Raw genomic sequence first — 18,689 nt, forward strand, 5'->3', positions numbered from 1 at the left:
GTCACCATGGGGGACCGACCCGGACGCCGTCGGACAATCCGGGCGGGCCCGCGCCCGGCCGCGGTGCCCGGGCCCGGTCAGGGTCGCACCGCGCGATCACGCGGATGGTGACGTCGCCATGATCACCCGGCGGCGCGCCGGCCGGCGGTTGACACCATTCCCGACCGCGTGGCAGCGTGTGCCCGCACCCGAACATGTTGACGTCAACATCGGGTCCGACCCCCGAAGGAGTGGCTCGCAGTGACGCAGAACGTCCCCGTGCCCGTGGCAGCGACCGGACTGGCCGCCGGCCCGCGCCTGCGCCGGCGCACCCGCCGTGGCCGGTGGACCGGCTGGGGCTTCGTCGGCCCGTTCATGGCCGTCTTCGCCCTCGTGTTCCTGGCGCCCATCGCGTACTCGATCTACCTGAGCCTGTTCCGCAAGCAGCTCGTGGGCGGCAACTCGTTCGTCGGCGTCGAGAACTACCAGCGGGCGTTCTCGGACCCGCAGTTCTGGTCCGCGGTCGGGCGGGTCGGCGCGTTCCTGATCGTGCAGGTGCCGATCATGCTGGGTCTCGCCCTGCTCGTGGCGCTGGCCCTGGACAGCGGCCGCCTGTACGGCAAGAGCTTCTTCCGCATCTCGATCTTCCTGCCGTACGCCGTGCCGGCCGTCGTCGCCGCGCTCATGTGGGGCTTCATGTACGGCACCCGGTTCGGCCTGGTCGGCAACATCAACGACGCGTTCGGGGTCTCGCTGCCGAACCCGCTGGCGCCCGACCTCGTGCTCGCCTCGATCGGCAACATCGTGACCTGGAGCTTCGTCGGCTACAACATGCTGATCTTCTACTCCTCGCTGCGCACCGTGCCGACGTCGCTCTACGAGGCGGCCGAGCTCGACGGCGCGGGGCAGTGGCGGATCATCCGGTCCATCAAGATCCCCGCGATCCGCGGCGGCCTGGTCATCGCGACGATCTTCTCGATCATCGGCAGCTTCCAGCTCTTCAACGAGCCGAGCATCCTGCAGAGCCTCGCGCCGAACGCGATCACCACGTACTTCACACCGAACCTGTACGCCTACTCGCTGTCCTTCTCGGGTCAGCAGTACAACTACTCCGCGACGGTCGCGATCATCATGGGCGTCATCACGATGATCGTCGCCTACGTCGTCCAGCTGCGCGGCATGCGCAAGGAGGCGTGACGACATGACGACCACCACCGCCACCACCGGGCCCGCCGCGGCCCGCCCGGAGCGCCGGACCGCCGGCCGCCCGCGTCTGCGCACCGCCCGCAGGGACTACAGCTCCGACCGTCCCCGCCGCAGCGTGCTGCTGACCGTGCTGACCGCGATCGTCGGCGTCTACGCGCTGATCCCGCTCGCGTGGCTCTTCATCAACGCGACCAAGACGCAGTCGGACCTGTTCGACTCCTTCGGCCTGTGGTTCAGCGGCGACTTCGCGCTGTTCTCGAACATCGCCGACACGCTGACGTACGACGACGGCATCTTCGTGCGCTGGCTCGGCAACACGCTGCTGTACGTCGTGGTCGGCGCCGGCGGGGCCACCGCCCTCGCCGTCCTCGGCGGCTACGGCCTGGCGAAGTTCTCGTTCCCCGGCAAGAAGGCCGTGTTCGCGATCGTCATCGGCGCCGTCGCGGTGCCGGGCACCGCGCTCGCCGTCCCGACGTTCCTCATGTTCAGCCAGATGGGCCTGACCAACACCCCGTGGTCGGTGATCATCCCGTCGCTGATCTCCCCGTTCGGCCTGTACCTCATGTGGACGTTCGCGGCCGACGCGATCCCGACGGAGCTGCTCGAGGCCGCCCGCATGGACGGGGCGGGGGAGCTGCGGACGTTCGGCCGGATCTGCCTGCCGCTGCTCGGGCCCGGCATCGTCACCGTGCTGCTCTTCACGATGGTCGCGACGTGGAACAACTACTTCCTGCCGCTGATCATGCTGAAGAACCCCGACTGGTACCCGCTGACGCTCGGCCTGAACGCGTGGAACGCGCAGGCGGCGACCGCGGGCGGCGAGGCGATCTTCAACCTCGTGCTGACCGGCGCGCTGCTCACGATCATCCCGCTGATCGTCGCGTTCCTGCTGCTCCAGCGCTTCTGGCAGTCCGGCCTCGCCGCCGGCTCCGTCAAGGAGTGACCCACCCTGCGTTCCCGTCCCGTTCTGACAACGAAGTGAGAGGACCCCGCATGACCACCACCCGCACCCTCTGGCGCGGCGTCGCCGCCGCCGGCGTGCTGACCCTGGCGCTCACCGCCTGCTCGTCCGGCGGCTCCGACGACTCGGGCTCCGGCTCCGGCGACGCCGCCGCCGGCGGCGAGCTGACCGTCTGGGCCTGGGACAACACGGTCGAGCCCATCGCCGAGGCGTACATGGAGGACAACCCGGACGTCACGATCGAGGTCGTGAACGCCGGGACCAACACCGACGAGTACACGGCCCTGCAGAACGCGGTGGCCGCCGGCTCCGGCGTCCCGGACCTCGCGCAGATCGAGTACTACGCCGTGCCGCAGTTCGCGATCGGCGAGTCGCTGGCCGACCTGTCCGACCTGGGCGCGTCCGACCTGGACGGCACCTACAGCCCCGGCCCGTGGAACGCGGTCCAGCAGGGCGGCGGCATCTACGGCCTGCCCATGGACTCCGGCCCGATGGCGCTGTTCTACAACACCACCGTGTTCGAGAAGTACGGCGTGCAGGTCCCCACCACCTGGGACGAGTACCTCGCCGCCGCGCGCGCCCTGCACGCCGCGGACCCGAACGTCTACATCACCAACGACACCGGCGACGCGGGCTTCGCGACGTCGATGATCTGGCAGGCCGGCGGCCAGCCGTACCAGGTCGACGGCACCGACGTGACGATCGACTTCTCCGACGAGGGCTCGCAGAAGTTCGCGGACCTGTGGCAGCAGCTGCTCGACGAGGACCTGGTCGCCCCGACCTCGTCCTGGAGCGACGAGTGGTACCAGGGCCTCGGCAACGGCACCATCGCGACGCTGGCCATCGGCGCCTGGATGCCGGGCAACCTCGAGGCGAGCGTCCAGCAGTCCGCCGGCCAGTGGCGGGTCGCCCCGCTGCCCCAGTGGGAGGCCGGCGCGACCGCGTCCTCCGAGAACGGCGGCAGCGCGATGTCGGTCATGGAGGCCTCGCCGAACAAGGAGCTGGCGTACGACTTCCTGTCCTACCTGTCGAACGGTGACGGCACCCAGATCCGCATCGACGCCGGCGGCTTCCCCGCGACGACGGCCGACCTGGAGTCCGACGAGTTCCTGAACAAGGAGTCGGAGTACTTCGGCGGCCAGAAGATCAACGAGGTCCTGTCGCAGTCCGCGGCGGACGTCGTCGAGGGCTGGCAGTACCTGCCGTACCAGGTCTACGCCAACAGCATCTTCAACGACACCGTGGGCCAGGCGTACGTCGGCGGCACCACGCTGACCGAGGGCCTCGCGGACTGGCAGGACCAGTCCATCGCCTACGGCAACGAGCAGGGCTTCACCGCGAAGTGACGCCCGCGGCCGGCGGCGGGGCCACCCCCCGCCGCCGGCCGTGCACCACCCGCCGGCCCGCGCCACCTGCGCGGGACGACCACCCCTGACCTGCGGAGATGCCCCAGCCATGCCGACGTTCGAGATCGGTGACCGCGACTTCCTCCTGGACGGCCGCCCGTACCAGGTGATCTCCGGCGCCCTGCACTACTTCCGCGTCCACCCCGACCAGTGGGCGGACCGGATCCGCAAGGCGCGGCTGATGGGCCTCAACACCATCGAGACGTACGTCGCCTGGAACTTCCACGCCCCCGAGCGCGGCGTGTTCGACCTGACCGGGCACCGCGACCTGGGCCGGTTCCTCGACCTCGTGGCCGCCGAGGGCCTGCACGCGATCGTGCGCCCCGGCCCGTACATCTGCGCGGAGTGGGACGGCGGCGGCCTGCCGGGCTGGCTGCTGGCCGACCCCGACGTGGGTGTGCGCCGCCACGAGCCGCACTACCTCGCGGCGATCGAGCAGTACTACGACCAGCTGCTCCCGCTGGTCGCGGAGCGGCAGGTCACGCGTGGCGGCACCGTCATCGCGGTCCAGGTCGAGAACGAGTACGGCGCCTACGGCGACGACCAGGACTACCTGCGCGCGCTGATCGCCATGGTGCGCGACCGCGGCATCGAGGTCCCGCTGCTCAGCTGCGACCAGGCCGACCACGCCATGCAGTCGCGCGGCAGCGTGCCCGAGCTGCACCGCACCGTGACCTTCGGGTCCCGGGCGGTCGAGAGGCTCGGCCTGCTGCGCGAGCACCAGCCGACCGGCCCGCTCATGTGCATGGAGTTCTGGAACGGCTGGTTCGACTCGTGGGGCCAGCACCACCACGTCGCCCCGCCGGAGACCAACGCCCAGGACCTCGACGACCTGCTGGCCATGGGCGCGTCGGTCAACCTGTACATGTTCCACGGCGGCACGAACTTCGGCTTCACCAACGGTGCGAACGACAAGGGCACGTACCTGCCCATCACGACGTCGTACGACTACGACGCCCCGCTGGCCGAGGACGGCACCCCCACCGCGAAGTACCACGCGATGCGCGAGGTGATCGCCCGGTACGCGCCCGTCCCCGACGAGCTGCCGGCCGAGCGCGCCGCCGCCCCGGAGCTCACCGTCGACCTGGACCGCCGGGTGCCGCTGGCCGACGCCGTGGCGCTGCTCGGGGAGCCCAAGGCCTGGGACCACCTGCCCACCACGGACGAGCTCGGGAGCTGGACCGGGTTCACGCTGTACCGGACGCAGGTCACCCCCGACGACCGCTCGCTGACGTTCGGCGAGGTGCGCGACCGGGCCCTCGTGGCCCTCGACGGCGAGCCCGTCGGCGTCCTCAGCCGCACCGAGCACAGCCGGACGGTCCCGCTGCCGGCGCGCGCCGGGGAGCTGACCCTCCTGGTCGAGGACCAGGGGCGCGTGAACTACGGCCCGCGCATCGGCGAGGCGAAGGGGCTCGTGGGCGGCGCCCGCACCGCGACCCGCGAGGTCACCGACTGGGAGACGGTCCCGCTGCGGCTCGACGGGGTGGAGCCGGCGCTCGCCGAGCGGCTCGCCGCCGCTCCGGTCACCGACGCCGGCGTGCCCGTGGCCGGGCCCGCCTTCCTGCGCGGGACGTTCGCCACGGTCCCCGGGGCCGACCACTTCCTGCGCACCGACGGCTGGGGCAAGGGCCTGGTATGGGTGAACGGGTTCCTGCTCGGGCGGTACTGGAGCGCGGGCCCGACCGGCACGCTGTACGTGCCGGGGCCGCTGCTGCGGGCCGAGGGCAACGAGCTCGTGGTCCTCGAGCTGCACGGCGCCGCCTGCGCGCGCGTCGAGCTCGTCGCCGGGCCGGACCTCGGTTCCTCGGAGGTCTGAGACTCACCCGCTCGCCACGGTGGACCACCCGGTCACAGCCTCAGAAGCGGTTCCGCCGCGCCGATGACACCTACATGGTGCCCGGCCCGCCGGCCGGGCGCGTGTCGTGAGCGAGGACGGGTCGGGACGTGGACGCCGCAGGGCCGCACGAGGGGTGGCGGGACGCCGCGGAGGGCGCGCGCCTGCTGAGCGGCGCCCTGGCGGCGCTGACCCGCGACGGCGGCCTCCCGCTCGACGCCGCCCCCCGGCCGCCCGCCTCGGCCGCGGAGGGTGCCGGCCGGGTCCCCGAGCTCCCGCGCCGGCTGCCGGGCGGCTCGGCCGTGACCGAGGACGTCGCGGCGGTCGCCGCCCGGCAGGCCGAGCAGATCCGTCAGCTGCAGAGCCTCATCGAGGCGGCGCCCGTCGGGATCGGCCTCGTGTCCCTGGACGGCCGCACCCCGCTCACCAACGACACCCTGCGCCGGCTCCTCGGGTACTCCACCGAGGAGTTCGCGTCGATGCCGTTCTCCGAGTACACCGCCCCGGAGGACCAGGCGGAGAACGAGCGGCTGTTCCAGGCCATGGTCGCCGGCGAGTTCGACCGGTTCGCGATGGAGAAGCGGTTCATCCGGCGGGACGGCTCGCTCCTGTGGGTCGACCTCACCGTCTCCCTCGTGCGCGACGACGACGGCCGGCCGGAGTACGCGATCGGCATGACGCAGGACATCACCGAGCGCAAGCGGCTCGCGGACGAGCTGCGGGCGGCCGAGCTGCACTACCGGCTGCTCGTCGAGCACGTGCCGGCCGTGGTCTACATCGCCGAGCCGGGGCCCGACGGCCGGTTCGTGTACGTGAGCCCCCGCCTGGAGTGGATGCTCGGGTACACCCCCGAGGAGTGGCTCGCCGACCCCACGCTGTGGTCCCGGAGCATCCACCCGTCCGACCGCACCGTGCGCAAGCACGAGGAGCTGCTGCGCGAGGAGCTCGCGGAGGGCGAGATGTTCCCCTCGACGACGTACCGGCTGCGGCACCGCGACGGGTACGACGTCTGGGTCCGCGACGACGCGGTGCTCCGCACGGACCGGGACGGCCGGCCGCGGCTGCACGGCGTGCTGCTCGACGTCACGCAGGAGAAGGCGCTCGAGGAGCGGCTCGCGCACATGGTCGACCACGACGCGCTCACCGGCCTGGTCAACCGCGCCCACTTCCACCGGCTCGTCGACGCCGCGCTGACCGAGGGACAGCTGGACGAGGGGCGCAGCGTCGCGGTGCTGTACGTGGACCTCGACGACTTCAAGGCCGTGAACGACGGGTTCGGCCACGCGGTGGGGGACCGGGTGCTGGTCGCCGTCGCCGACCGGCTGCGGGCGCTCGTCCCCGAGGGCAGCGCCGTCGCCCGGCTCGGCGGCGACGAGTTCGCGATCCTCGTGACCGGCCCGCCGGACGCGGGGGCGGCCGCGCGGGCGGCGGCGTCGGCGCTCGGCGAGGTCGCCGTGGACGTGGCGGGGGAGAAGGCCCGGGTGCGCGCCAGCGTGGGGATCGCCGTGGCCGACCGGTTCCACACCACCGAGCTGCTGCTGCACGACGCCGACCAGGCGATGTACGAGGCGAAGCTCGGCGAGGCCGGGCACCGCGGGCGCCGGCCCGTGGACTGAGTCGCGGGGGCCGGCGCGCCGCGGGGCGTCCGGAGGGCGTCCGGGGTCAGGCGGGGGCGCCGACCCGGGCCAGCATCCCGAGCACCACGGCGGCCGAGCGCTCGGCCGCGTCGTCCACGTGGGTGAGGAAGTCGTCCGCACCCGCGGGGCCGCACAGGTCGGAGATGCCGCGCACCGCCAGGAACGGCACGCCGTAGACGTGCGTGACCTGCGCCAGGGCGGTCGTCTCCATGTCCGTGGACAGCCCGCCCGGGAACTGCTCGCGCACCGGCCCGACCAGGCCCGCGTCGACGAACGCGTCGCTCGACAGCATCAGCCCGGTCCGGACGGTGAGGTCCCCGGCGTCCGCGCCCAGGGCCGCGCCGCGCAGGGAGGGGTCGCCCCGGTACGTCGCGGGCATGCCCGGCACCTGGCCGAGCGCGTAGCCGAACGCCCGCGCGTCGGCGCTCGTGTAGAGGTGCTCGGTCCCGACCACGACGTCGCCCACGTGCACGCCGGCCTGCACGCCGCCCGCGGAGCCCGCGCTGATCAGCGCCGCCGGCGCCTCGCCGCCGCGCGCAGCGGCGACCAGCACGAGCGCGGCCGAGGCGGCGGACGCGGCGTTGGCCAGGCCGATGCCGCCGCGGACCAGCAGGACCTGGCGGCCGGCGACCGTCAGGACGTGGTGCTCGGCGCCGCCGACCGTGCTCGGCTCGCCGACGGTGTCGGCGCGCTCCAGGAACGGCGCCGCCTCGTCCGGCATCGCGACCTGGACGACGACGTCCACGCCCGCGAGGGCGCTCACGCGGTCACCGTGCTCCACTCGGCGCGGTGCGCGAGGAACTCCCGCGCCGCGCCCTGGGCACCCTCCAGCGTGTGGTTCGCGCCCCAGCCGCACTGCGTCTCGTTCGCGGCGGGCACCGCGTCGGCCCGGGTGATGTCCTCGAGCGTGTCCTGGACCAGGGTGTAGACGTCCTCGTCGGCCCACTCGCCCTGCAGGATCAGGTAGAAGCCCGTCTGGCAGCCCATCGGCGAGAAGTCGATGACCCGGTCGCTGTGGTTGCGGGAGTGCTCGGCGAACAGGTGCTCCAGGGAGTGCACGACCGGCATCTCCAGGTGCGCCTTGTTCGGCTGGGCGAACCGGATGTCGAACTTGCTGATGACGTCGCCCGCCGGCAGCACCTTCGTGTCGGCCAGCCGGATGTACGGGGCGACGACGGTGCGGTGGTCGAGGTTGAACGACTCGACGTTCATGCGGGGCTGGTTCACGGGGCTCCTCGTGGCGCTGGGTGCGGACGCGACCCATTGTGCAGCGGCCCGGTGGCGCGCGGTATTCCGGCCGCCATGCGGGCCCGGGTGTCGGCGGTCTCAGGCGAACCGCACGGCCCGGGCGGGGCGGTGGCGGGTCCGGGGCGACGTGCTGCGGTCGGTGAGCTCCAGGAACCGGACGACGCGCCCGCGGTGCGGGGCCCACGGCGCCAGCACCTCCAGCACCTCCTCCTGCTCGACGCGCCGGCCCGCGATCGCGGTCCCCACCAGGCGCGGCAGGTGCAGGTCGCCGACGGACACGGCGTCCGCGTCGCCGAGCACCCGGCGCGTCGTCTCGGCGACGGTCCACACCCCGATGCCCGGCACGGTGTGCAGGCGCCGGCGGAGCTCGTCCGGGGTCAGCGCCACCGCCTCCTGCAGCCGCCGGGCGACGGCCGCCGCGCGCAGCACGGTGGAGGCGCGCTGGTCGTCCACGCCCGCGCGGCGCCAGTCCCACACCGGGACCTCGCGCCACCCGACGGCGTCCGGCGGCACCCGCATCCCGGCCGGGGCCGGCCCGGGCGGGGTGCTGCCGTGGCGCAGCAGCAGCCAGCGCCAGGCGTGGTGCGCGTCGACCGTGACGACCCGCTGCTCCAGCACGGCCGGTACGAGGGCGCCGAGCACGTCGCCGGTCCGGGGCACGCGCAGCCCCCGCAGCCGCCTGTGCGCCGCGGCGAGCCCCAGGTGGCCGGCGGGGTCGAACGTGCGGGGGTCGTCGCGGGCGCCGAGCAGGTCCGGCACGCCCGCGACCGCGCGCTCGGCGCCGGGGCCCCAGGCGGTCGCCGCGACGCCGCCCACGGCGGGGCGCAGGAGCAGCGTGGCCGGGCCCGCCGGCGTCCGCAGGACGTGCCACACCGTGCCGTCCGGCAGCACGCGCAGCGTCGGGTCGCCGCCCCCGCGCCGGATCATCAGGAGCGTGAGCCGCACGTCCAGCGGCCCGTCGGGACGGTACGTGCTGGTCACCGGCGCGACGCCGCCGGCGGCTGCGTCGGGGGGCAGGTCGGGCACCCCACCAGCATGACGCACCCCGCCGACACGCCGACCCGGCGTGCGGCGGGGTCGCACCCGCGTCAGCGCTTGAGGAAGTCCAGCAGCAGCTCGTTGACCTCGGCGCCGTGGGTCCAGAGCATCCCGTGCGGGGCGCCCTCGATCTCGGCGTACTCGGCCTGGGGGAGCGCCGCGTGGAACGGCCGGCCGGTGGCGTCGATCGGCAGGATGCGGTCGGCGGTGCCGTGCACGATCAGCGTCGGGACGTCGATCTTCGGCAGGTCGCCCCGGAAGTCGGTCAGCCACGTCGGCACGACGGCGCTGGACGCGAACCACGACGCGTTCGACGCGAGGTCCCAGGAGTGGCGCAGGGCCTCCTCGGAGAGCCGGCTGCCGAGGTTCTCGTCGGTGTTGTAGAAGTCGGCGTAGAAGCTCGTGAAGTACGCGTACCGGTCGGCGGTCACGGCGGCGAGGATGCCGTCGAAGACCTCCTGCGGGACGCCGGTCGGGTTGTCGTCGGTGTGCAGCAGGAACGGCTCCAGCGACGCGAGGAACACGGCCTTCGCGACCCGCTCGGACCCGTAGGTGCCGAGGTAGCGGCCGACCTCGCCGGTACCCATCGAGAAGCCCACGAGCACGGCGTCGCGCAGGTCCAGCGTCTCGAGCACCGTCCGCAGGTCCGCGGCGAACGTGTCGTAGTCGTACCCGGTGGTCGGCTGGCTCGACCGGCCGAAGCCGCGGCGGTCGTAGGTGATGACCCGGTAGCCGGCGTCGAGGAGCGCGGCGGACTGCTTCTCCCAGGAGTGCCCGTCCAGCGGGTAGCCGTGGATGAGGACGACCGGCTGCCCCGTGCCGTGGTCCTCGTAGTACAGGTCGATCGAGGTGCTGTTCTCGGTGCCCACGGTGATGTACGACATGGTCCGCCTTCTTCCTCCGGTGGAGAACGACCGTTCTCCGCGATGTCGCCTACACTAGAGAACGAACGTTTTCCGCGCAAGCCCCGGGAGGTCCGACATGGTGCAGCAGCAGTCCGAGGGTCGTGCGGCGGCCGTGACCCCGGACGACGACGCCCTGCGCGCGCGGGTGCTCGACGCCGCCGACCGGCTCTACTACCGCCGCGGCATCCAGTCCGTCGGCATGGACGAGCTGCGCACGGAGGCCGGCGTCCCCCTCAAGCGCCTCTACCGGCTGTTCGGGTCCAAGGACGCGATCGTCGCCGAGGTGCTGCGCCGCCGGCACGCGATGTGGGAGGAGGGGCTGACCGCCGCGGTCGCCGCCGCCGGCACGCCCCGGGACCGGCTGCTCGCGATCTACGACTACCTGGCCGGGTGGTTCGACCAGGGCGACTTCAACGGCTGCATCTTCATCAACTCGTTCGGGGAGCTCGGCGGGTGCTCGCCCGAGGTGGCGGCGCTCGCCCGGGACCACAAGGCGGGCTTCCAGTCGTTCGTCGCGGACCTCGTGGCGGCGGCGGGCGGCCCCCCGGTGCTGGCGGCGCAGCTCGCGATCCTCGCGGAGGGCGCGCAGACCACCGCGGCCATCTCCGGCTCGGCGGACGCGGCCGCCCAGGCCCGTGCCGCCGCGGAGACGCTCATCGGCGCGGCCGGCGTCCCGGCCGGCTGACCGCGGTCCTCACGCGGCGCGGGTGCCCGTGACCTCCTGGAGCCAGTCGAACACCGCGTCGAGGTAGGCCGCCCGCGGCTCGTCGGCCGACAGGGCCAGGTCGTGGATGCCGCCCGGCACGGTCACGAGGGTCACGTCGTCCCCCAGCCGCGGCGCGCGCGCCCAGATCTGTGCGACGTCCAGCACGGTGTCCTGCGCGTCCAGGAGCGGGTTCTCCCGGGAGTTGGGCCCGGACTCCGCGGCGGTGCACACCAGCACGGGCGCGTCGATCCGCAGGCCCCGCGCGAGCCGCGCCTGCCCCCGGCGCACCGCCCGCAGCCAGCCCGCGCGCACGGGGAAGCCCTCGGACGGCTTCATCGCGAGGTCGTAGTCCCAGCGGCCGCCGTGGTCGACGTGCAGGTGCCAGGAGTACGCGGACGGGCCGTCGGCGAGCACCCGCATCCGGTCGACCGGTCCGAGGCCGTCCAGCACCCAGGTCGACACGACGCGGTGGAACCAGCGGGCGTTCAGGTCGAACCAGGGGCTGTTCAGCACCAGCGCGTCGACGGCGTCCCGCCCGGCGGGGCTGTTCGCCCACAGGGCCGCGGTGAGCCCTCCGGTGGAGTGGGCGTGCACGGTGAGCCGGTCGTGGCCCAGCTCGTCGCGGACCAGGCGCGCGGCGAGGCCGAGGTCGACGCGGTACTCCGCGAGGTCGTCGACGTAGTGGGCGACCTGCCCCGCGCGCCAGGACCGACCGCACCGCCGCAGGTCCACCGCGTAGAACGTGTGGCCGCGGCGCTCCCACTCCTCGGCGAGGTGGGTCTGGAAGAAGTAGTCGTTGAACCCGTGCACGTGCAGAACAGCGGGGCCGCCGGGCTCGCGCGCGGGGTCCGGGCCGGGCGCGCGGCGGACGACGGTCGCGACGAGGTCCGGGTCGGTGGCCGACAGCGCCAGCGTCGTGCGCTCCCAGCCCGGGCCGAGCGCGTCGGGCTCCCAGACCGTCATCCGGCGGCCCCGGGACGGGCCACCGGGGGCAGCGGGCGTGCGGCGGCCGGCAGCCGCAGCGGCAGCAGGGCGGCGAGCCCGATGGCGATGACCAGCACGAGACCCAGGATGCCCCACCGCTGCGACCCCGAGACGGCCACGAACGTCGAGAACGCGAGCGGTGCCAGGAAGCTCGCCGCCCGGCCGGTCGTCGCGTACAGGCCGAAGATCTGGCTCTCCCGCCCGGGCGGCGCCACCCGGGTGAGCAGCGACCGGCTGGCGGACTGCGCCGGGCCGACGAACACGCACAGCAGCAGGCCGCACACCCAGAAGGCCGGCCGCCCCGCGTCGGCGAGCACGAACGTCGCGACGCCCGCGACCACGAGGCCCGACAGGGCGGTGACGATCAGCGCCCGCGGGCCGACCCGGTCGTCGAGCAGCCCCGCCAGCAGGGTCGAGATGCCCGCGACGACGTTGGCGGCGATGGCGAACACCACCACCTCGCTCGCCGTGAACCCGAACGTGCCCGAGGCGATCACCGCGCCGAAGGTGAACACCCCCGCCAGCCCGTCCCGGTACACGGCGCTGGCCAGGAGGAACAGGACGGTGCTGCGCGACGTCCGCCACAGGTCGCGCACGTCGGCGACGATCGTCCGGTACGCCTCGACGACCCCCGGCCGGCGCCCGGGGGCCCGCCCCGCGCCCCTCGGGGCGTCCGGCACGGCCAGCAGCACCGGCACCGCGAACACCCCGAACCACAGCGCCGACAGCAGCACCGCCACCCGGATGTTGAGCCCGTCCTCGCCGGTCACGCCGAACCACCCGACCGCCGGGTCGATGAACCCCACGAACAGCACGAGCAGCAGCACGATGCCGCCCAGGTACCCGGCGCCCCACCCGAGCCCGCTGACCCGGCCGAGCGTCGCGGGCGTCGCGACGCGGGGGAGCAGGGCGTTGTAGTGCACGGACGCCAGCTCGAACGTGAGGTTCCCGGCCGCGAGCAGGGCGATCCCGAGGAGCAGGTTCGCGGTGAGGGCGTCGGCGTCGGGCCGCACCAGGAACATCGCCGCGCACAGCGCCACCGTCACGGCGGACTGCACGGCGAGCCCGCGCCGCCGGCGGCCGGAGCCGTCGGCGCGCGTGCCGGCCAGCGGGGCGAGCACCGCGATCAGCACGCCGGCCGCCGTCAGCCCCCACCCCAGCCAGGTGGAGTGCTCGGCGAGCGCCGCGTCGAGGGCGTCCCCGCCCTGCTCGACGACCGCGGGGTCGACGAACGCGTCGCTGGTCAGCCAGCGTGTGAACACGAACGTCGTGATGACCGCGTTGAACGCCGCCGAGCCCCAGTCCCACAGCGCCCAGGCGACCACCGGCCAGCGGCGCCGGGACGGCGTGCCCGCGGGGGCGACGGCCGCGACGGCACGGGGGCGGGCGGCGGGGCGGCGTCGGCGTGCACGGACCAGGCATACCGCGACCCGGCGTCCGGCGCGTGTCGGGAGCCTGAACACGCCGTGCGTGCGGTTGCCGTGCCGTCGGGGCGTGCCTAGGTTCCCGGCATGACCGGGACCGCGCGCATCGGCATCTCCGGCTGGCGGTACGCGCCGTGGCGCGGGGTGTTCTACCCGAAGGGACTCGCGCAGCGGCGGGAGCTGGAGCACGCGTCCCGGCACCTCGGCACGATCGAGATCAACGGTTCCTTCTACTCCCTGCAGCGCCCGGAGTCCTACCAGGCGTGGCGCGCGGAGGTCCCGCCCGGGTTCGTGTTCTCGGTCAAGGGCGGACGGTTCGTCACGCACATGAAGAAGCTCGCGGACGTCGAGGTCCCGCTGGCGAACTTCTTCGCGTCCGGGATGCTCGCGCTGGGGCCGACGCTGGGGCCGGTGCTGTGGCAGCTGCCGCCGAACCTCGGGTACGACCGCGACCGGCTCGCCCGGTTCTTCGACCTGCTGCCCCGGACCACGGCTGCCGCGGCGGCGCTGGCGACCCGGCACGACGAGCGGCTCGACGACCGCGCCTGGACGACCACCGAGGAGGACCGGCCGCTGCACCACGTGCTGGAGGTCCGGCACGCCACCTTCGAGACCCCGGACTTCCCCGCGCTGCTCCGCGAGCACGGCATCGGCCTGGTCGTGGCCGACACCGCCGGGAAGTGGCCGTACCTGGAGGACGTCACCTCCGACGTCGTCTACGTCCGGCTGCACGGCGACTCCGAGCTGTACGTCTCCGGCTACGACGACCCGGCGCTCGACCGGTGGGCCGACCGGGTGCGCGCCTGGACGTCCGGCGGCGAGCCCGCGGACGCCCGCCGGCTCGGACCGCCCGCCGCCCCGAGCCCGGGCCGCGACGTGTACGTCTACTTCGACAACGACGTGAAGGTCCGCGCCCCGGTCGACGCGATGGGCCTGGCCCGCCGCCTGGGCGTCGGCCCGGCCGTCCCGGCCCCCTGACCCGCCCCAGCCGGTCGTCGACCGGGCAGCAGATGCTGCCTCGCGGACGCCGGTGCCCGCGTCTACTGCCCGCTCGGCGGGTGCGCGCGGCCGCGGAGGCGGTCGATCTCCCGGCGCTCGCGCTTGGTCGGCCGGCCCGCGCCGCGGTCCCGCTGGGCCGCGACCGCGACGTGCTCGCGCGGCGGGGGCGGAGGGGTGCGGTCGATCAGGCACTCGGCGGCCGGCGCGGGCCCGACCCGCCGCTCGATGATCCGCGCGACCTCGACGATCCGCTCCGGCCCGTCACCGCGCACGCGGACCTCGTCCCCGACCTTGACGCTGGTCGCGGGCTTGGCGCGGTCGCCGTTCACGCGGATGTGGCCGGCCCGGCACGCGGCGGCCGCCGCGGCGCGGGTCTTCGTCAGCCGGACCGCCCACACCCACCGGTCGACGCGGGTGCTCGCGGGTCCCGCGGGCAGCGGCCGTGCGGCCGGCGTCGCGCCCGGCGTCGCGGCGGGCGGCTCCGGTGCCGCGGGCTCGGTCACGGGCTCAGGCCGCCGCGCGGGCGGCGCCGAGGATCTCCGCCGCGTCGTGCCCGCCGGGCTGCTCGCCCTCGGCGGCCGCGCGCTCCGCGAGCCGCAGCAGCGCGGCGTTCAGCGGCGTGGCGACGCCGTGCAGGCGGCCGAGCAGCACGATCTCGCCGTTGAGGTAGGCGGCCTCGATCGACCCGGCCCCGCGCACGAGGCTCTGCCAGGTGGACCCGCCGCGGCGCGTGACGCCCGGCAGGTCGACCAGCGTGAAGTCGCCGCGCACCTCGGACTCCTCCTCGGCCGGGGTCGGCTCGATCCCGGCGGCGGCGAGCACGTCGCGCGCCTCGGCGACCGTGGACCGGAGGAGCTCGCGGGCGGCGGGCTCGCGCACCGGCCCGCACAGCGCCTCGACGGCGTTGCCGAGGTTGCTCAGCAGCTTGGCGTACTTCCACGCCATGACGTCCCGCACGACCGGCGCGCGGAACCCGGCGGCCTCCAGGTCGGCGCCCACGACGGCGACGTCCGGGTCCGGCTCGCCCGCCGGGAACGACCCCAGCGTGAGGACGCCCGTCACCGGGCTGCCGCCGGCGGACACGCGGCCGGGCTCGAGGAACGTCGCGGGCAGCCACACGCACATGCCGACCACCCGCTCGAACCGCCGCAGCGCGGTCCGCTCGTTGTCGACGCCGTTCTGGGCGCACACCAGCAGCAGGTCCTCGCCCGCGGTGCGGCCCCCGGCGACCGGGCGGCCCGCCCACTGCGCCGTGGTGGCCGCGGTGTCCTGCCCCTTGACCGCGAGCACGAGCACGTCGTCCGGTCGCAGCTCGACGTCCTCCGGGCCCGCCGCGACGGGTGCGTGCACCACCCGGGCGCCCGCCGGGGTGGTCAGGTGCAGGCCCTCGGACCGCATCGCCTCCAGGTGGGCGCCGCGCGCGACTAGCACGACCTCCCGCCCCGCCTCCGCCAGCAGCCCGCCGATGGTCCCGCCGACCGCGCCGGCACCGATGATCACGTATCGCACGGACGCCACCGTGCCACATCCCGCCGCACCCCGGCGCGGCGCGCTCGCCGGCAGGTGGTTGCCGGAGGTGACGACCCCGGGCGCCGTCGTACGGTGGAGGCCATGACCACCCCCTCTCTCGTCGCCATCACCGGCGGCCACGTCGTCCCTGTCTCCTCCGCCCCCGTGGAGGGCGGCACCGTCCTGATCCGCGACGGCCGCATCGAGGCCGTCGGCGCCGACGTCGTCGTCCCCGACGGCGCCACCGTCATCGACGCGACCGGCCGCTGGGTGCTGCCGGGCTTCGTCGAGGCGCACGGCCACGTGGGCATCCACGAGGAGGGCGAGGGCGTCGAGGGCAACGACACGAACGAGATGACCGGCCCGAACATGGCGGCCGTGCGGGCGGTCGACGCGATCAACATCGACGACGAGGGCTTCCGTGACGCGCTGTCCGGCGGCGTGACGTCGGTGGTCGTGAAGCCCGGCTCCGGCAACCCGATCGGCGGCCAGAGCGTCGCGATGAAGTGCTGGGGCGGCCGCACGATCGACGAGCAGGTCATCTCCGCGTCGGTGAGCGTGAAGTCCGCGCTCGGCGAGAACCCGAAGCGCGTGTACGGCGGCAAGAAGCAGACGCCGTCGACCCGGCTCGGCACCGCGCTGATCATCCGCGAGGCGTTCACCGCGGCCCAGCACTACCGCGCCGCCCGCGCCGCCGCCGAGACCAAGGGCGAGCCGTTCAAGACCGACCTGGGGCTGGAGACGCTCGCCCGGGTGCTCGACGGCGAGCTCTACTGGGACCAGCACACGCACCGGCACGACGACATCGCCACGGCGATCCGGCTGGCCGACGAGTTCGGGTACAAGCTGGTCATCAACCACGGGACCGAGGGGCACAAGGTCGCCGACGTGCTCGCCGAGCGGGACATCCCGGTGATCTTCGGCCCGATGTTCACGTCGCGCTCGAAGGTCGAGCTGCGGGACCGGGCGATCGCCAACCTCGCGGCCCTCGCGCGGGCCGGCGTGCGCGTCGCGATCACGACCGACCACCCCGTCGTCCCGATCAACTTCCTGGTGCACCAGGCGACCCTCGCGGTGAAGGACGGGCTGCCGCGGGAGACCGCGCTCGAGGCGCTCACGGTCAACCCGGCGTCGTTCCTCGGGCTGGCGGACCGGGTCGGCGCGCTCGAGCCGGGGCGCGACGGCGACGTCGTCATCTGGTCGGGCGACCCGCTGGACGTGCACGCGCGCGCCGAGCACGTGCTGATCGAGGGCCGCACGGTCTACACGTGGGACGCGGCGACCTCGACGGGCCGCACGGTCGAGCGCGCGGAGCGCTTCACCGCCTGACGCGGCACCGCCCGAGCCCGCGAGGTCGTCGCGTCCCACGGGTCGTCCCGCCGGACTGACGACCTCGTGCGGATGTGACGACCTCGCGGCCGGCCGGCCGGGCGGGCGGGGCGGGGGTGGCACGGGCGGCACCGGTTCACCGGTGGCTCTCAGGCGGGGCCCAGCGGACGGTCGGGGAGCGGCGTGCACTGAGTGCTGTCGGCGCCACCGCGGCGCCCGCCCGCAGGAGGTGTCCCCATGGACCAGCACGACCCGGCCTCGCCGGCCGACAGCCCCGCCACCACGCCCCCCGCCGCGGAGCCGTACCGCCCGCCCCGCCGGGTCCGACGCCGCCGGACCGCCGTGGCGCTGGTCGCCTCGGGCACCGTCGCCGCGGGCCTCGTGCTCGGCGGGTCCGCGGTCGCCCTGGGCTGGCCGGACGACACGTCCGGCGGCACCGGCCTGACCGTCGCGCCGCGCACGGGGTCCGGCGACGGCCGCGGCACGACGGACCCCGGCGCCACGACCCCCGGCTCGACCGCCCCGGGGAGCGCGGCCCCGTCCACCGGCCTGCCCGGGACCGGGTCGTCCGCGACGGGCACGGCGACCCTGGACACCACGACCGCCACCCCGGCGCAGCAGGCGGGCGTCGTCCTCATCAGCACGGTGCTCGGCTACCAGTCCGCGGAGGCCGCGGGCACGGGCGTCGTGCTGACGTCGGACGGCCTGGTCGTGACGAACAACCACGTCGTCCAGGGCGCGACGCAGATCACCGTGACGGTCGGCGCCACGGGGGAGTCCTTCACGGCCACCGTGGTCGGCACCGACGCGGCCGCGGACGTCGCGGTGCTGCAGCTCGACGGCGCGGCGGGGCTGACGACGGCGCCCCTGGACGACGACGACGCGGTGGCGCTCGGCGACGCGGTGACGGCGGTCGGCAACGCCGAGGGCGGCGGCATCCTGATCGCGGCCGACGGCTCGATCACGGGGCTCGAGGAGTCGATCACCACGCAGTCCGAGGGCGCGTCGGCGGGCGAGTCGCTGACCGGGCTCGTCGAGGTGGACGCCGACGTGGTGCCCGGCGACTCCGGCGGACCCCTCCTGGACGACGAGGGCGAGGTCATCGGCATCACGACGGCGGCGTCGTCCGGCTCGGCGGACATCACCGGGTACGCGATCCCGATCGGGGACGTGCTGGACGTGGTGACGCAGATCGTCGCGGGCCAGGACACCGACGCGATCACGCTCGGGTACCCGGCGTTCCTCGGGGTGCAGATCGCGACCGCCGCCACGACCCCCGGGGCCGGCGCCGCGGCGGGTGCGACGATCGCCGGCGTCATCGAGGGCACCCCCGCCGCGCAGGCGGGCCTCGCGGCGGGCGACACGGTCACGGCCGTCGACGGCACACCGGTGGCCGACGGCGACGCGCTGAGCGCGGCGCTCGCGGGGTACGCCCCCGGCGACCGGGTGACGCTCACCTGGACCGCCGCGGACGGCGGCACGCGGTCCGCGACGGTGACGCTGGTCGCCGGCCCCGCGGACTGA

At 74.6% G+C, this 18,689-nt stretch carries 17 protein-coding genes; 9 read left to right on the forward strand and 8 right to left on the reverse strand.

What is annotated here, in order from left to right:
• Positions 1-354 precede the first annotated feature (354 nt).
• The 5 genes from QNH85_RS07680 (at position 355) to QNH85_RS07700 (ending at position 7,002) form a co-directional block, all read left to right on the forward strand.
• Positions 355-1,176: a carbohydrate ABC transporter permease gene (locus tag QNH85_RS07680; protein ID WP_428830376.1), complete on the forward strand. Its 822-nt coding sequence runs from the start codon at positions 355-357 to the stop codon at positions 1,174-1,176.
• A gap of 4 nt (positions 1,177-1,180) precedes the next feature.
• A complete protein-coding gene (locus tag QNH85_RS07685) occupies positions 1,181-2,128 on the forward strand; it encodes a carbohydrate ABC transporter permease (protein ID WP_282945603.1) in 948 nt (315 codons plus the stop codon).
• A gap of 50 nt (positions 2,129-2,178) precedes the next feature.
• Positions 2,179-3,492: an ABC transporter substrate-binding protein gene (locus QNH85_RS07690; RefSeq protein WP_282945604.1), complete on the forward strand. Its 1,314-nt coding sequence runs from the start codon at positions 2,179-2,181 to the stop codon at positions 3,490-3,492.
• 109 nt (positions 3,493-3,601) lie between these two features.
• A complete protein-coding gene (locus tag QNH85_RS07695; protein WP_282945605.1) occupies positions 3,602-5,368 on the forward strand; it encodes a glycoside hydrolase family 35 protein in 1,767 nt (588 codons plus the stop codon).
• Between the two features lie 128 nt (positions 5,369-5,496).
• On the forward strand, positions 5,497-7,002 hold the full coding sequence (locus tag QNH85_RS07700; protein ID WP_282945606.1) for a PAS domain S-box protein: 1,506 nt from the start codon (positions 5,497-5,499) through the stop codon (positions 7,000-7,002).
• 46 nt (positions 7,003-7,048) lie between these two features.
• On the opposite strand, the gene mtnN is transcribed toward QNH85_RS07700, so the two are convergent.
• From mtnN to QNH85_RS07720, 4 genes are all read right to left on the reverse strand, one after another.
• The gene (gene mtnN / locus QNH85_RS07705) at positions 7,049-7,786 is read right to left on the reverse strand and encodes a 5'-methylthioadenosine/S-adenosylhomocysteine nucleosidase (protein ID WP_282945607.1); all 738 of its coding nucleotides are present in this window, start codon (positions 7,784-7,786) and stop codon (positions 7,049-7,051) included.
• Entirely contained in the window at positions 7,783-8,235 is a 453-nt protein-coding gene (locus QNH85_RS07710; protein WP_282945702.1) for an S-ribosylhomocysteine lyase, read from the reverse strand. Before QNH85_RS07710 ends, mtnN begins: the two co-directional genes overlap by 4 nt.
• Positions 8,236-8,349: 114 nt before the next feature.
• Positions 8,350-9,297 carry a DNA-3-methyladenine glycosylase family protein gene (locus tag QNH85_RS07715; protein ID WP_282945608.1) on the reverse strand — a complete coding sequence of 316 codons (948 nt, stop codon included), beginning with the start codon at positions 9,295-9,297 and terminating at the stop codon, positions 8,350-8,352.
• Positions 9,298-9,359: 62 nt separating this feature from the next.
• Positions 9,360-10,193 (reverse strand): alpha/beta fold hydrolase, encoded by an 834-nt coding sequence (locus tag QNH85_RS07720; RefSeq protein ID WP_282945609.1) that lies wholly within the window; start codon positions 10,191-10,193, stop codon positions 9,360-9,362.
• Between the two features lie 97 nt (positions 10,194-10,290).
• Here QNH85_RS07720 and QNH85_RS07725 point away from each other — a divergent pair, with 97 nt between their 5' ends.
• A complete protein-coding gene (locus QNH85_RS07725) occupies positions 10,291-10,899 on the forward strand; it encodes a TetR/AcrR family transcriptional regulator (protein ID WP_282945610.1) in 609 nt (202 codons plus the stop codon).
• A 9-nt stretch (positions 10,900-10,908) separates the two neighbouring features.
• Here the strand turns inward: QNH85_RS07725 and QNH85_RS07730 are convergent, their stop codons facing one another.
• Together QNH85_RS07730 and QNH85_RS07735 are read right to left on the reverse strand one after the other, a co-directional pair.
• Positions 10,909-11,883: an alpha/beta hydrolase gene (locus tag QNH85_RS07730; RefSeq protein ID WP_282945611.1), complete on the reverse strand. Its 975-nt coding sequence runs from the start codon at positions 11,881-11,883 to the stop codon at positions 10,909-10,911.
• Positions 11,880-13,229, reverse strand: coding sequence for an MFS transporter (locus tag QNH85_RS07735; RefSeq protein ID WP_282945612.1), 1,350 nt, complete (start codon positions 13,227-13,229; stop codon positions 11,880-11,882). Before QNH85_RS07735 ends, QNH85_RS07730 begins: the two co-directional genes overlap by 4 nt.
• A 186-nt stretch (positions 13,230-13,415) precedes the next feature.
• Here QNH85_RS07735 and QNH85_RS07740 point away from each other — a divergent pair, with 186 nt between their 5' ends.
• Positions 13,416-14,306 carry a DUF72 domain-containing protein gene (locus QNH85_RS07740; RefSeq protein ID WP_282945613.1) on the forward strand — a complete coding sequence of 297 codons (891 nt, stop codon included), beginning with the start codon at positions 13,416-13,418 and terminating at the stop codon, positions 14,304-14,306.
• Between the two features lie 62 nt (positions 14,307-14,368).
• Here the strand turns inward: QNH85_RS07740 and QNH85_RS07745 are convergent, their stop codons facing one another.
• On the reverse strand, positions 14,369-14,764 hold the full coding sequence (locus tag QNH85_RS07745) for an RNA-binding S4 domain-containing protein (RefSeq protein WP_213281232.1): 396 nt from the start codon (positions 14,762-14,764) through the stop codon (positions 14,369-14,371).
• Positions 14,765-14,834: 70 nt separating this feature from the next.
• Positions 14,835-15,836 (reverse strand): ketopantoate reductase family protein, encoded by a 1,002-nt coding sequence (locus QNH85_RS07750; RefSeq protein WP_282945614.1) that lies wholly within the window; start codon positions 15,834-15,836, stop codon positions 14,835-14,837.
• A 102-nt stretch (positions 15,837-15,938) separates the two neighbouring features.
• Here QNH85_RS07750 and QNH85_RS07755 point away from each other — a divergent pair, with 102 nt between their 5' ends.
• Together QNH85_RS07755 and QNH85_RS07760 are read left to right on the forward strand one after the other, a co-directional pair.
• Positions 15,939-17,165: an amidohydrolase gene (locus QNH85_RS07755; RefSeq protein WP_282945615.1), complete on the forward strand. Its 1,227-nt coding sequence runs from the start codon at positions 15,939-15,941 to the stop codon at positions 17,163-17,165.
• A gap of 237 nt (positions 17,166-17,402) precedes the next feature.
• Entirely contained in the window at positions 17,403-18,689 is a 1,287-nt protein-coding gene (locus QNH85_RS07760; RefSeq protein WP_282945616.1) for a S1C family serine protease, read from the forward strand.

It is taken from the genome of Cellulomonas endometrii (assembly GCF_949769265.1).
GTDB classification, from domain to species: domain Bacteria; phylum Actinomycetota; class Actinomycetes; order Actinomycetales; family Cellulomonadaceae; genus Cellulomonas; species Cellulomonas endometrii.